Source organism: Streptomyces sp. NPDC028722, from assembly GCF_040637655.1.
Lineage (GTDB): Bacteria > Actinomycetota > Actinomycetes > Streptomycetales > Streptomycetaceae > Streptomyces.
In genome coordinates this window covers 394,175-406,975 of record NZ_JBEZWU010000003.1, presented here as the reverse complement: position 1 = coordinate 406,975, position 12,801 = coordinate 394,175, and the positions used below count along the sequence as shown (strand labels likewise).

At 71.8% G+C, this 12,801-nt stretch carries 14 protein-coding genes; 11 read left to right on the top strand and 3 right to left on the bottom strand.

Annotation, left to right across the window (positions count from 1 at the left end):
- Positions 1-292: 292 nt before the first annotated feature.
- Positions 293-448: a hypothetical protein gene (locus tag AB0F03_RS07145; RefSeq protein ID WP_361987336.1), complete on the top strand. Its 156-nt coding sequence runs from the start codon at positions 293-295 to the stop codon at positions 446-448.
- A 74-nt stretch (positions 449-522) separates the two neighbouring features.
- Positions 523-861: a type II toxin-antitoxin system PemK/MazF family toxin gene (locus tag AB0F03_RS07140; RefSeq protein ID WP_361987334.1), complete on the top strand. Its 339-nt coding sequence runs from the start codon at positions 523-525 to the stop codon at positions 859-861.
- Between the two features lie 61 nt (positions 862-922).
- On the opposite strand, the gene AB0F03_RS07135 is transcribed toward AB0F03_RS07140, so the two are convergent.
- Entirely contained in the window at positions 923-1,078 is a 156-nt protein-coding gene (locus AB0F03_RS07135; RefSeq protein WP_361987332.1) for a hypothetical protein, read from the bottom strand.
- Between the two features lie 490 nt (positions 1,079-1,568).
- Entirely contained in the window at positions 1,569-2,258 is a 690-nt protein-coding gene (gene phoU / locus AB0F03_RS07130; protein WP_361987330.1) for a phosphate signaling complex protein PhoU, read from the bottom strand.
- A 234-nt stretch (positions 2,259-2,492) separates the two neighbouring features.
- Between phoU and AB0F03_RS07125 the strand changes: the two genes are divergently transcribed.
- Positions 2,493-3,740, top strand: a complete 1,248-nt coding sequence (locus AB0F03_RS07125) for an ATP-binding protein (protein ID WP_361987328.1) — start codon at positions 2,493-2,495, stop codon at positions 3,738-3,740.
- Positions 3,737-4,417: a response regulator transcription factor gene (locus tag AB0F03_RS07120; RefSeq protein WP_010358452.1), complete on the top strand. Its 681-nt coding sequence runs from the start codon at positions 3,737-3,739 to the stop codon at positions 4,415-4,417. Before AB0F03_RS07125 ends, AB0F03_RS07120 begins: the two co-directional genes overlap by 4 nt.
- An 82-nt stretch (positions 4,418-4,499) precedes the next feature.
- Here the strand turns inward: AB0F03_RS07120 and AB0F03_RS07115 are convergent, their stop codons facing one another.
- Complete coding sequence (locus AB0F03_RS07115) at positions 4,500-5,186, bottom strand: DUF461 domain-containing protein (protein ID WP_361987326.1); 687 nt, start codon at positions 5,184-5,186, stop codon at positions 4,500-4,502.
- Positions 5,187-5,870: 684 nt separating this feature from the next.
- On the opposite strand from AB0F03_RS07115, the gene AB0F03_RS07110 reads away from it, so the two are divergent.
- The 7 genes from AB0F03_RS07110 to AB0F03_RS07080 all read left to right on the top strand — a co-directional run bounded on the left by AB0F03_RS07110 (position 5,871) and on the right by AB0F03_RS07080 (position 12,706).
- Positions 5,871-6,353, top strand: a complete 483-nt coding sequence (locus tag AB0F03_RS07110; RefSeq protein ID WP_003953493.1) for a CarD family transcriptional regulator — start codon at positions 5,871-5,873, stop codon at positions 6,351-6,353.
- A gap of 313 nt (positions 6,354-6,666) precedes the next feature.
- On the top strand, positions 6,667-7,419 hold the full coding sequence (ispD, locus tag AB0F03_RS07105) for a 2-C-methyl-D-erythritol 4-phosphate cytidylyltransferase (RefSeq protein WP_361987324.1): 753 nt from the start codon (positions 6,667-6,669) through the stop codon (positions 7,417-7,419).
- Positions 7,409-7,921, top strand: coding sequence for a 2-C-methyl-D-erythritol 2,4-cyclodiphosphate synthase (gene ispF / locus AB0F03_RS07100; RefSeq protein WP_361987322.1), 513 nt, complete (start codon positions 7,409-7,411; stop codon positions 7,919-7,921). Before ispD ends, ispF begins: the two co-directional genes overlap by 11 nt.
- Before the next feature lie 55 nt (positions 7,922-7,976).
- Entirely contained in the window at positions 7,977-8,381 is a 405-nt protein-coding gene (locus AB0F03_RS07095; protein ID WP_361987320.1) for a PPOX class F420-dependent oxidoreductase, read from the top strand.
- Positions 8,382-8,440: 59 nt separating this feature from the next.
- Positions 8,441-9,844, top strand: a complete 1,404-nt coding sequence (cysS, locus tag AB0F03_RS07090; RefSeq protein WP_361987318.1) for a cysteine--tRNA ligase — start codon at positions 8,441-8,443, stop codon at positions 9,842-9,844.
- 94 nt (positions 9,845-9,938) lie between these two features.
- Entirely contained in the window at positions 9,939-10,880 is a 942-nt protein-coding gene (gene rlmB, locus AB0F03_RS07085) for a 23S rRNA (guanosine(2251)-2'-O)-methyltransferase RlmB (protein ID WP_361987316.1), read from the top strand.
- A gap of 158 nt (positions 10,881-11,038) precedes the next feature.
- Positions 11,039-12,706 (top strand): DoxX family membrane protein, encoded by a 1,668-nt coding sequence (locus AB0F03_RS07080; RefSeq protein ID WP_361987314.1) that lies wholly within the window; start codon positions 11,039-11,041, stop codon positions 12,704-12,706.
- Positions 12,707-12,801: the final 95 nt, after the last annotated feature.

The window sequence follows — 12,801 nt, the reverse complement described above, 5'->3', positions numbered from 1 at the left end:
CTGATGCGGCACTACTCCGGGCCCGTGTGTGCCCGGAATAAGGCCCACCCGAGGGAGATCAACCCTCATCGCGACGGACATCCCCCTTCGCCACCGAGCCACTTGAATGGTCAACGTTCTGGACGGCTTCTTTCCAGCCGACACCAGATCGTACCGATGGCGCCACTTGCCATGAGTCACATTCGCGCAGGTATTCCCTTTCAGCTGAGCGGCCGAATCTTTGATTTCTAGCTCTGCCACGCCCACTCAGAGGCCCAAGCAGGGCGGCGGCAACGCGACCAGCGTGGCGCAGGTGCGGCTGCGTCCGGACGAGCTGGCGGATCTCCAGCAGGTGATGCGAACCCTCGATCTGCACTCGCTCTCCGATGCCTTGCGTGAAGGGCTCCGGTTGTTCTCCCGCGAGGCGACCGAGGTCGCCGCCGCTCAGGAGATCCGTGACTTCTACTAGGGCGCCCAGGCACCAGCTCCCGAGGGCGTCCCGCCCGCGACAGCGGACGAACTGGCGGCGGCGGACCAGACCGAATGGTGACCATCGGCTCCGCTCCGCGGGGCGAAGTGTGGGGTTGCGCCCTGCCCAGCCCCATCGGCCCGCATCCGGTGGTCGTGCTCACGGTCAACCGTGTCGCCGAACCGCTGTCGGCGCTGGCCGTCGCCGTGATCACCGGAATGCCCGGCCCCACCTCCACCCACGTACCGGTCGGCGGGGACTGCGGGGTGACCAGGTACGACGACTCCTACGTGAACTGCACCGACCTGCACACGGTGGACAGACCGAGACTCCGGAGGTGTCTCGGCCTCCTCGCCCCGAGCGAGATGCGACGCGTGGAAGAGTGCGTTCGCGTGATCCTGGGGCTGGCGTGACGGAGGCCGCCGGACCGGCGAAGGCCGGTGTGAAGCGAGTCCACACCGGCCCGGGGTTCGTTCAGCCGCACTGGCAGGGGTTGCCCGACTGGCATCCGCAGCCGCATCCCGATCCGCAGCCGCACGCGCCGAACAGCGGAAGGCTGCTGATCTCGGCGGGCTGGTCGGTCTCGCGCTCCTGAGTGGGATCGGGGGTGGTGCCGGGGGATTCGGCCATGGGTCCCTCCTAGACGCTGGGGCAGGGGTGCCCTCGCCCATTCCATGCCCGTTCCGCCGGGCGCATCAACGGCGCACGGAGGCGCCCCGCGCCCGACCGGACGGACGACAAGCCCCCTCGGCCGCGCGACCGCCATCCCGCGAGCCCCCTCGGCCGCAATCCGGCAACCCACGAGCCCCCTCGGCCCGGCAGCCGGCAGGCCCCCCGACCGCGTAACCGGCACCCCGCAGGCCCCCTTCCCCCGGCACCGCAGGCAACTCGGCCCGGCAGCCGCCACAGTCGGCAGGCCCCCCACCCGGCATCCCGCAGGCCCCCACCGGGCGACCCGCGGATCCCCGGCCGGCCGCCCGCCGAGCCCGGGCAACCCATGACCCCGACCGCCCCCCGGCGGCCGGGATCCGGGAACCGGGCCCCGTGACCCCGGCCAGCCCTCGGGCCGCTGCCGACCAGCCCCCGAGCCACCCCCGAGATCCCCCGCCCCCCGGCAGGGCTACGCGCCGTCCACCCCCGTCACCGGCTGGACATCCGCCTGGAGGGCGTCCGCGTGTTCGCCCGTGACGAGGTAGACGACCCTCTTGGCGACGGCGACGGCGTGGTCGGCGTAGCGCTCGTAGTAGCGGCCCAGCAGGGTGACGTCCACGGCCGTCTCGATGCCGTGCTTCCAGCGCTCGTCGATCAGGTGCTGGAACAGCGTGCGGTGCAGCAGGTCCATCTCGTCGTCGTCCTGCTCCAGCTGGAGCGCGAGGTCGACGTCCTTCGTGATGATCACCTCGGCCGCCTTGGCCATCAGCCGCTGCGCGAGCTGGCCCATCTCCAGGATCGTGGCGTGCAGGTCCTGCGGGACGGCCCGCTGCGGGAAGCGCAGCCGGGCCAGCTTCGCCACGTGCTGGGCGAGGTCACCGGAGCGCTCCAGGTCGGCGGACATGCGCAGCGACGTGACGACGATGCGCAGATCCGTGGCGACCGGCTGCTGCCGGGCCAGCAGGGCTATCGCCCGGGCCTCCAGGTCGTGCTGGAGTTCGTCGACCTTCTGGTCGGCCTCGATCACGCTCTCGGCCAGTTTGAGGTCGGCATCGAGGATGGCGGTCGTGGCGCGTCCGATCGCCGATCCGACCAGCCGGGCCATCTCCACCAGTCCGTCGCCGATCGAGTCCAGTTCCTCGTGGTACGCGTCCCGCATCAGGGTTCCCTCTCGTACGTGTGCTTGGGGGGTCTACGGGGGATGTGACACCACGCGCCCCGTGGCGAAACCGGCGGTGCGAACCCCACGCTCCCACGTTCCGTCCCGTACGCGTCCGTTTCCGCCACCCCAAATGAACCACCACCGGCCCCTAGGTGAACTCTGGGCGACGAGTGTTCGAGGTCGCACCTTCGTGGCTGTGGGCATGTCGTACCCCATGCCTAACCTAAAGGCATGGACGTGAACGCGGCGGTCGCCGCAGCGGCAGCGATCGCCGGGGTACTCACCGGTGTCATCGCCATGCTGGCGTTCCGCTGGAGTGAACGCGACCAGAAGCGGCCGACCAGGACATCTCTGCACACCGATGCCGTACTGCCACCCGGCGTGGACACCGTGCTGTCGGTGCTGCGCTCCTCCGCCGTCGTCCTCGACGAGGCGGACGCCGTGGTCAAGGCCAGCTCGGCCGCGTACGCCCTCGGGCTGGTGCGCGGCGGCAAGCTCGCCGTGGAGCCGATGCTCCAGATGGCGCGGGACACCCGGCGGGACGGCGAGATACGGCAGGTCGAACTGGACCTGCCCCGGCGCGGCACCGGACGCGGCGAGGCCCTCGCGGTCTCCGCGCGGGTGGCGCCGCTCGGTTCGCGCCTGGTCCTGCTGCTGGTCGAGGACCTGACGGAGGCCCGCAGGATCGAGGCGGTGCGACGAGACTTCGTGGCGAACGTCAGCCATGAGCTGAAGACGCCGGTCGGTGCGCTGTCCCTGCTCTCCGAGGCGGTGATGGACGCGTCCGACGACCCGGAGGCCGTCCAGCGCTTCGCCGGCCGGATGCAGATAGAGGCGACCCGGCTGACCAACCTGGTGCAGGAGCTGATCGACCTGTCGAGGGTGCAGAACGACGATCCGCTCGAGGACGCCGAGCCGGTCCGGGTGGACGAGCTGGTCGCCGAGGCCGTCGACCGCTGCCGCCACCAGGCCGGAACGAAGCAGATCACCATGGCCGCCGGAGGCGCCGACGACCTGCGCGTCTGGGGCAACCGCGGCCAGCTGGCCGCCGCCCTGGGCAACCTGGTGGAGAACGCCGTCAACTACTCGCCGGCCCGCACCCGCGTCGGCATCGCCGCCCGGCAGATCGCCTCGCCCGGCGGTGACATGATCGAGATCGCCGTCACCGACCAGGGCATCGGCATCTCCGACAAGGACAGGGAGCGCATCTTCGAGCGCTTCTACCGCGTCGACCCGGCCCGCTCGCGGGCGACCGGCGGCACCGGTCTGGGTCTCGCTATCGTCAAGCACGTGGTCGCCTCGCACGACGGGGAGGTCACGGTGTGGAGCGCCGAAGGCCAGGGCTCCACCTTCACCATCAGGCTGCCGGAGGCGGCCGCGGCCCGCGACCGCGCACAGCAGCACCCCGACCTCGACGACGAGGCCGGCCCCGACTCATCCCCGTACGCACCGCTTCCCGCCCCGGAGGTCCTTCCGTGACCCGAGTGCTCGTCGTCGAGGACGAGGAGTCCTTCTCCGACGCTCTGTCCTACATGCTGCGCAAGGAGGGCTTCGAGGTCGCCGTGGCGGCGACCGGTCCCGACGGACTGGACGAGTTCGAGCGCAACGGCGCCGACCTGGTCCTCCTCGACCTGATGCTGCCGGGGCTGCCCGGCACCGAGGTCTGCCGCCAGCTGCGCGGCCGTTCCAACGTCCCCGTGATCATGGTGACCGCCAAGGACAGCGAGATCGACAAGGTCGTCGGTCTGGAGATAGGGGCCGACGACTACGTCACCAAGCCCTTCTCCTCGCGCGAGCTGGTGGCCCGTATCCGCGCGGTGCTGCGCCGCCGCGGCGAGCCGGAGGAGGTCACCCCGGCCGCGCTGGAGGCGGGCCCGGTCCGCATGGACGTGGACCGGCACGTGGTGACCGTCAGCGGCTCCAAGGTCGACCTCCCGCTGAAGGAGTTCGACCTGCTGGAGATGCTCCTGCGCAACGCCGGCCGGGTCCTGACCCGCATGCAGCTCATCGACCGGGTCTGGGGCGCCGACTACGTGGGCGACACCAAGACCCTCGACGTCCACGTCAAGCGGCTGCGCGCCAAGATCGAGCCGGACCCGGGCGCGCCCCGCTACCTGGTGACGGTGCGCGGACTGGGCTACAAGTTCGAGCCGTAGGCCGTCGGGCCGCAGGGCGCGGCACGTGAGTACGGCGAAGGGCGGCACCCCGCGCGGGGTGCCGCCCTTCGCCGTACGGGCTTCAGTGACCGGCGGTCGACTGCGAGGCCGAGTCGCTCGGGGTGACGGCCGCGGCGGAGGCGCTGGACGACGAGCTCGCCCCGTCGCCCTTGCCCGGCTTGCCGCTCGGGGTGGCGGTCGTGCTGCCGGAGGCCGTGGCGCCCGGGGCGCCGGGGGCGGACGCGGGGGCGGACGGGATCTGGGACGGGCCCCACTGGCCGAAGTAGCTGGCGGCCGGGACGACGAAGGCGCGCAGGCTCACCTTGCCGGTCTTGCTGAAGGTGAAGGTGATCGTCTGGGCGTCGCCGTCCTTGACGGCCTCACGGCCGCTGGGCAGCACCGCGGAGGCGTTGCCCTTGCCGCCGAGGATCAGCGAGCCGCCGGCCGGGACGGTCAGGCTCTGCCCCTTGGCGGCCTTCAGCTGGGCGGACGCGCCGCTGCCCGCCACGGTGACCGACTGGAGGGTCTGGTCGGTCCTGCCGTTGTTGAACAGGTTCGCGGAGATCACCGCGGGGCCCGTCGCCTTCAGGTCGGGCTGGGTGATGACCACGGCGTTCTGGATCTTGATGTCGCCCACGTGGGTGGCCGCGTTGTCCGGCTGGATCTCCAGCGTCTGGGCGTTGTTTCCGGCGCCGCAGGCGGCGAGCGAGGCGATCGAGAAGGCGATGGCGGAGGCGGCGAGGGCGCCGCGTCGAAGGCTGCTGCTCACGGCGGCGGCAACTCCTTGAACGCGCGGGCGGCTCCCCTGATAAAGCCGCCCTAAGGGTCTGTCAGCGGGCTCAGGTTACCGAGCCGTTCCCGGACGACCGCACCCGACCCTCCCCCAAGCAGTGGCCTTCCCTCCGGGTGGGGGTACCCCACGGGTGCGCGAGCGACACCCTCGTCCCATTGGCGGGACCGCTCGTCTGCCATTCACATAACGCGGCGGCGAGCGGCTCGCGGGAAACGGCGAGAGGTCCGCGGCGAGAACGGCGAGAGGTCCGCGGCGAGACACGCGACATCCTCGCGGCACCACTCGCGAGATTTTCGTGAAGGATTCCGCATCGACCCCGATATTGATCACGGAGCGCCGCTCCGGCGGCCGTTGATCAATTTCGGATTCGGCTCACATCCGCCGGTGGACACCGAACGGAGTAGCGGGAGTCGTACGCTTGGGACCGGACATATCAGGACGTTCAGCCACTCGGGGTGACCTGCCCGGGTGTGTGACGTACTCGTTTCAGCCTGCCCGCAGAGCCCCTCCGACCTGCGAATACCCGCTTCCGCGGGCGCTCCGCAGCACGTTCCGGTTGCTGTTGTCAAGCCCCGAGATATGCCCTGACCTGCGAAAACGCCATTCAGAAGCCGCCGTATCCGTGTTACCCTGGATAGCCACGGAAGGGGTACCTGTCACATGACGTTCAAGGTTGGCGACACCGTGGTCTATCCCCATCACGGGGCCGCGCTGATCGAGGCTATCGAAACTCGTCAGATCAAAGGCGTGGACAAGACCTACTTGGTGCTGAAGGTCGCCCAGGGTGACCTGACGGTACGTGTGCCAGCGGACAATGCGGAGTTCGTCGGCGTGCGTGATGTGGTCGGTCAGGACGGGCTGGACCGGGTCTTCGAGGTGCTGCGCGCGCCGTATGCCGAGGAGCCCACGAACTGGTCGCGTCGTTACAAGGCAAACCTGGAGAAGCTCGCCTCCGGCGATGTCATCAAGGTCGCGGAAGTCGTGCGTGACCTGTGGCGTCGTGAGCGCGAGCGCGGACTCTCCGCCGGTGAGAAGCGCATGCTCGCCAAGGCCCGCCAGATCCTGGTGAGCGAGCTGGCCCTCGCGGAGAACACGAACGAGGACAAGGCCGAGGCCCTGCTCGACGAGGTACTCGCCTCCTGACGCGCAGCGGCAGCGAACCCTCGCTTCCGGCACGCCCAGCACAGTAAATGCCGCGGTGCCCGATGACACTTACCCTGTCGCCGGGCGCTGCGGCATGTTCGTCCCCGGAAGAACCCCGGAAGATCCCCGACGGCCGGACGGCACGCCGGAACGCCTGCCGGGCACCTCGGGAAAAGCCCCCCGTACGCGTCGTGCCGGGCCCGGGCCGATCGGCTCGACCGGGGGTCACGGAAAGGGTCCGGTCAAGGCGTCGCGCCCGGCACTCCCCAGGCCATACCCACGTAGGTCGAGCACACAAACCTGACAGGAACCGATGTCTGACGAATCGCGCCCCACGCCCGCGCAGAGCCCCGTCGCCGCCGTGATTCCCGCCGCCGGCCGGGGTGTCCGCCTCGGTCCGGGCGCCCCCAAGGCACTCCGCGCGCTGAACGGCACGCCGATGCTCATCCACGCGGTCCGCGCCCTCGCCGCGTCCCGCCATGTCTCCCTCGTCATCGTCGTGGCCCCGCCGGACGGCACCGCCGAGGTCAAGTCCCTGCTCGACGCGCACGCCCTGCCCGAGCGGACCGACTTCCTCGTCGTGTCCGGCGGCGAGTCCCGGCAGGAGTCGGTGCGGCTCGGCCTGGACGCCCTGCCGCCCGAGTACGGCGTCGTCCTCGTCCACGACGCGGCCCGCCCGCTGGTCCCGGTCGACACGGTCGACGGGGTCATCGAGGCCGTGCGCGACGGCGCGCCCGCCGTGGTCCCCGCGCTCCCGCTGGCCGACACCGTCAAGGAGGTCGAGCCCGCGGCCGTCGCCGGCGACCCGGAACCGGTCGTGGCCACGCCCCGCCGGGACCGGCTGCGCGCCGTCCAGACGCCCCAGGGCTTCGACCGGGCCGCCCTGGTCCGCGCCCACGAGGACGTCACCGGCGACGTCACCGACGACGCGAGCATGGTGGAACAGCTGGGCCTGACGGTCGTCGCCGTCCCCGGACACGAGGAGGCCTTCAAGGTCACCCGCCCCCTCGACCTCGTCCTCGCCGAGGCGGTCCTCGCGCGCAGGAGGCTCAACGATGGCTTCTGAGGCAACCGGCCCCCAGCCGCTGCCGGTGCTGCCCCGGGTCGGTGTCGGCACCGACATCCACGCCTTCGAGGAGGGCCGCGAGCTGTGGTGCGCGGGCCTGCGCTGGGAGGGCGAGGGCCCCGGGCTGGCCGGGCACTCCGACGCCGACGTCGTCGCGCACGCCGCGTGCAACGCGCTGTTCTCGGCCGTCGGGCTCGGTGACCTGGGGCAGCACTTCGGCACCGGCCGGCCCGAGTGGTCCGGCGCGTCCGGGGTCACCCTGCTCACCGAGGCCGCCCGGATCGTGCGCGAGGCGGGTTTCGCCGTCGGCAACGTCGCCGTCCAGGTGGTCGGCCCCCGCCCGAAGATCGGCAAGCGCCGGGACGAGGCGGAGAAGATCCTCTCCGCGGCGGCCGGCGCTCCCGTCTCCGTCTCCGGCGCCACCACCGACGGGCTCGGCTTCCCGGGCCGCGGGGAGGGGCTGATGGCGGTGGCCACGGCACTCGTGGTGCGGGTGAGCTGAGAGCGTGCGAGGGTACCCGGAGAGTCACCGCTGACGGCTTTGTGTGGAGGTACCCGTGTCCGCTGCCCTGTCCGACCGTGTGAAGTCCCTGCTCGACGGCACCGTGTTCATCGTCGTCGGCACCCTCCAGCCCGACGGCAGCCCGCAGATGTCGCCGGTATGGGTGAAGCGCGACGGTGACGACGTCCTCTTCTCCACGACGACCGACCGCCGCAAGTACCGCAACCTGGAGCGCGACCCCCGGGTGTCCGTCGTCGTCATGAATCCCGAGCAGCCCTACGAGTACGCCGAGATCCGCGGCGTCGCCGAGATGACCACCGAGGGCGGGCAGCAGCTCATCGACGAGCTGAGCCGCAAGTACACCGGCAAGGACTACGCCGACTTCAACCCGGCCTCGGCCCACGACGCCGAGCGGGTCGTCGTACGGATCCGGCCGCGGAAGGTCGTCGGCATGTCGTGACCCGCGGCGTTCCCGGCGGTGGGCGCATGGCACTGTCCGGCGCCCACTACCCTGGAGTGGTGACTATTCGCCTGTACGACACCAGCGCCCGGCAGATCCGTGACTTCGCCCCGCTCCAGCCGGGTTGCGTCTCGATCTACCTCTGTGGCGCCACCGTGCAGGCGGCCCCCCACATCGGCCACATCCGTTCGGGCCTGAACTTCGACATCATGCGCCGCTGGTTCGAGTACCGCGGCTACGAGGTGACGTTCGTCCGGAACGTCACCGACATCGACGACAAGATCATCGCCAAGAGCCACGAGCAGAACCGCCCGTGGTGGTCGATCGGGTACGAGAACGAGCGCGCCTTCAACGACGGCTACACCGCCCTCGGGTGCCTGCCGCCGGCGTACGAACCGCGCGCCACCGGCCACGTGCCGGAGATGGTCGAGATGATGCAGCGCCTCATCGAGCGCGGGCACGCCTACGAGGCCGACGGCAACGTCTACTTCGACGTACGGTCCTTCCCGTCGTACCTGGAGCTGTCCCGGCAGGAGCTGGACAACCTGCTCCAGCCGTCCGGCGAGGGCGAGACCGGCAAGCGTGACCCGCGCGACTTCGCGATGTGGAAGTCCGCCAAGCCGGGCGAGCCGACCTGGCCGACCCCGTGGGGCCCCGGCCGCCCCGGCTGGCACCTGGAGTGCTCGGCGATGGCCCACAAGTACCTGGGCAGCGCGTTCGACATCCACGGCGGCGGCCTGGACCTGATCTTCCCGCACCACGAGAACGAGATCGCCCAGGCCAAGGCCTACGGCGACGAGTTCGCCCGGTACTGGGTGCACAACGCCTGGGTCACCATGGCCGGCGACAAGATGTCCAAGTCGCTCGGCAACAGCGTCCTGGTCAGCGAGATGGTCAAGCAGTGGCGCCCCATCGTGCTGCGGTACTACCTGGGCACCCCCCACTACCGCTCGATGATCGAGTACAGCGAGGAGTCGCTGCGCGAGGCCGAGTCGGCGTTCGCACGGATCGAGGGCTTCGTGCAGCGCGTGGTGGAGAAGGCCGGGGGAGCCGTCGAGCCCGCCGCCGAGGTGCCGCCCGCCTTCGCCGAGGCGATGGACGACGACCTGGGCGTGCCGCAGGCCCTCGCCGTCGTGCACACCACCGTCCGGCAGGGCAACAGCGCGCTGGCCGCCGACGACAAGGAGGCCGCCGTCGCGCGGCTCGCCGAGGTGCGGGCCATGCTCGGCGTCCTCGGCCTGGACCCGCTCGACGCGCAGTGGGCGGGCGACGGCGGCGACCGGGGCGAGGACCTGCACGGCGTGGTCGACAGTCTCGTACGGCTCGTCCTCGACCAGCGCGAGTCCGCCCGCACCCGCAAGGACTGGGCCACCGCCGACGCGATCCGCGACCAGCTCAACCAGTCGGGCCTCGTCATCGAGGACAGCCCCCAGGGCCCCCGCTGGAGCCTGGCCCCGCGCTGACCGCCGGCCCGGCCCTTGATCGATTGTGCCGCCCGGCCTTCCGGGCGGCACACTGCACAGACGTACACACACTTCCGTAGAGAACAGGTAGATCATGGCCGCGAACAACCGTCGCATGTCCGGCAAGAAGGGCGCGCAGGTCGGCAGTGGCGGCCAGCGGCGCAAGGGCCTGGAGGGCCGGGGGCCGACCCCGCCCGCCGAGATGCGCAAGGGCCACAAGAAGAACCGCGTCGCCAACGCGAAGGCGAAGCAGGCCGTGCGCCGCCCCGTGGTCCGGGGCCGCGGCGGGAAGTCCGCCTCCGAGCTGGTCGTCGGCCGCAACCCGGTCTTCGAGGCGCTCCGCGAGGGCGTCCCCGCCAACACGCTCTACGTCCAGCAGTTCATCGACAACGACGAGCGCGTCCGCGAGGCCCTCCAGCTCGCCGCCGAGCGCGGCAACATCAACCTGATGGAGGCCCCGCGCCCCGAGCTGGACCGCATGACCAACGGCCTCAACCACCAGGGCATGGTCCTCCAGGTCCCGCCGTACGAGTACGCGCACCCGGACGACCTGCTCGACGCCGCGGCCGGCAACGGCGAGGACCCGCTCGTCGTCGCTCTCGACGGCGTGACCGACCCGCGCAACCTCGGTGCGGTCGTCCGCTCCGCCTCCGCCTTCGGCGGCCACGGCGTGATCGTCCCGGAGCGCCGTTCGGCCGGCATGACCGCCGGTGCCTGGAAGACCTCCGCCGGTACGGCCGCCCGCACACCGGTCGCCCGCGCCACCAACCTGACCCGCATGCTCGAGTCGTACAAGAAGGCCGGCGTGACGGTGGTCGGTCTGGCGGCGGACGGCGAGGTGGAGGTCGGTGACCTGGAGGCCCTGGGCGGTCCGGTCGTCATCGTCGTCGGCAGCGAGGGCAAGGGCCTGTCCCGCCTGGTCGGCGAGACGTGCGACCACCGGGTGCGCATCGCCATGCCGGGTGGTGCCGAGTCCCTCAACGCCGGCGTGGCCGCGGGCATCGTGCTCTACGAGGCGGCCCGCAGGCGCAGCTGAGAGCAGCCCGGACGGGAGCGGAGTGCGAACGCCCGTCCGGAAGCTCGCCCCCGTGGGGTAATTCCGGCGCCCCCGGGGCGTGACGGGCGGCTCTTGACGGGGTCCGGACACTTCCGGGCGTGTCAAGGCAGTGTCCTAACGCCACATCACTCGGTTAGATGAGTGTGGACACCAGAACACCCCGCCTACCCACGGGGGACCGCTCGTCGCATGTGGACGACGCTCCCGCGCTGAGCATGGTGAAGGTGCCGAGCGATCCGGCGCAGGTCATCGTCAATCACGCCAGCTTCCGCGTGCAGCTGGGCGCGTCGGCGAAACGCAGCCAATCCCCCCGGATCGCCCGGCACCTGAGCGCCGGCCAGGACGCGTCCCGGATGCCCGCCGTGGGCACGGCGGGCCACGCGGGCGCCACCGGCCGCCGCCGTCCCGTCGTGTGGAGCGGCAGGTCCGCCCCCGACGACACCGGCGCCCACCGGCTCCTCCAGGCCGTGCGGGGCAGCAGCGTCCGCCACACCGACGAGTCGGTGGCCGGCGCCACCCGGGTCATCCCGCGCGTCCAGACCGGGTACGCCGACACGTACGACACCCTGGACCGGACCGTCGAGACCCCCGTCGTCGGCCACCAGCGCACCGCGGCCGAGGCCGACGGCACCCGCCTCCTGCCGCACATGCGCTCGGTGACCAGCGCCTACGACGAGCAGACCTACCCCGACACCGGGTACGGGCCGTACGACGCGTACCCGGACGACACGGACGGCGGCGCCTCGCGCGCCGCCAAGCGCCACGGCGACGACCCGGCCCGGCACGCCTACTACCCCGGCCGCCGGCTCAACCTCGGCGTCGTCCTGCTCCCGCTGCGCATCTTCCTCGGCTTCATCTCGCTCTACGCCGGCATGGGCAAGCTCTGCGACCCCGTCTACTTCGACGGCGGCAAGCGCGGCTCCATGGTCACCTGGCTCAACACCCTGCACCCCTGGGCCGTCGCCGAACCCCTGCGCCAGCTGGCCCTGCACCACCCCGTCGGCTCCGGCCTGGTCATCGCCTTCCTCCAGGTCGTCGTCGGCGTCCTGACCGTCCTCGGCTGCTGGCAGCGCGTGGCCGCCGTCTTCGGCGCCCTGCTCTCCGCCGCCCTGCTCGTCACGGTCAGCTGGAAGACGGTCCCCGCCTACGACGCGCCCGACATCATCTACCTCGCCGCGTGGTCCCCGCTGATCATCGCCGGCGCCCCCGTCTACTCCGTCGACGGCCGCCTCGCGGGCAGCGCCTGGCGCCGGCTCGGCCCCCGCGCGGACATCTGGGACCTGCGCCGCTACGTCCTGCGCCGTGGCGCGGTGCTCACCGCCGTCAGCGTCGGCCTCACCCTCCTGGTCGGCTCCGTGCTGGGCGGCGCGGTCCGCGACTCCAGCCGCGTGGTCGTCCCCGGCCCCGGCGAGGCGCCCCGCAACCAGCTCCCCGGCTCCCCGCTCCCGCAGAAGCCCGGCGAGCGGCACCGGAAGGCCCCGTCGGCCACCAGCACCCCCACGGGCGGCGCCACGGCCGGCGCGGTGCCCTCCGGCGCGGCCACGACTCCGGGTACGAGCAGCCGCGACACCGGCGCCACCACCACGACGCCCAGCCAGACGCAGGGCACGACCGGCCAGGTCCCGCCCCGCCGGATCACGCCCAGGGGCGGCGGTGCCCCCAGTACGACGGCGGGCCCGACCAGCACGGGCGGCACAGGCGGCACCACCTCGACGGGCGGCACCACGTCGACCGGCGGCACGACCGGCTCGGGCGGCAGCTCGACCTCGGGCAAGCCGGGCCTGGTGGGCGGCCTGCTGGGCTGACACCCGCGACACGGAGAAGGGCCCCGTACCGAGGACGGTACGGGGCCCTTCTCCGTGCGGCCGGTCAGATGGCTCAGGGTGCGGTCGGTCAGGTG

What these genes read in the sequence shown, in the direction of transcription:
- ispF (WP_361987322.1), top strand. Translation starts at nt 7,409, where the DNA reads ATGGCTTCTGAGGCAACCGGCCCCCAGCCGCTGCCGGTGCTGCCCCGG.
- AB0F03_RS07080 (WP_361987314.1), top strand. Translation starts at nt 11,039, where the DNA reads ATGAGTGTGGACACCAGAACACCCCGCCTACCCACGGGGGACCGCTCG.
- AB0F03_RS07110 (WP_003953493.1), top strand. Translation starts at nt 5,871, where the DNA reads ATGACGTTCAAGGTTGGCGACACCGTGGTCTATCCCCATCACGGGGCC.
- AB0F03_RS07135 (WP_361987332.1), bottom strand. Translation starts at nt 1,078, where the DNA reads ATGGCCGAATCCCCCGGCACCACCCCCGATCCCACTCAGGAGCGCGAG.
- AB0F03_RS07140 (WP_361987334.1), top strand. Translation starts at nt 523, where the DNA reads ATGGTGACCATCGGCTCCGCTCCGCGGGGCGAAGTGTGGGGTTGCGCC.
- phoU (WP_361987330.1), bottom strand. Translation starts at nt 2,258, where the DNA reads ATGCGGGACGCGTACCACGAGGAACTGGACTCGATCGGCGACGGACTG.
- ispD (WP_361987324.1), top strand. Translation starts at nt 6,667, where the DNA reads ATGTCTGACGAATCGCGCCCCACGCCCGCGCAGAGCCCCGTCGCCGCC.
- AB0F03_RS07125 (WP_361987328.1), top strand. Translation starts at nt 2,493, where the DNA reads ATGGACGTGAACGCGGCGGTCGCCGCAGCGGCAGCGATCGCCGGGGTA.
- rlmB (WP_361987316.1), top strand. Translation starts at nt 9,939, where the DNA reads ATGGCCGCGAACAACCGTCGCATGTCCGGCAAGAAGGGCGCGCAGGTC.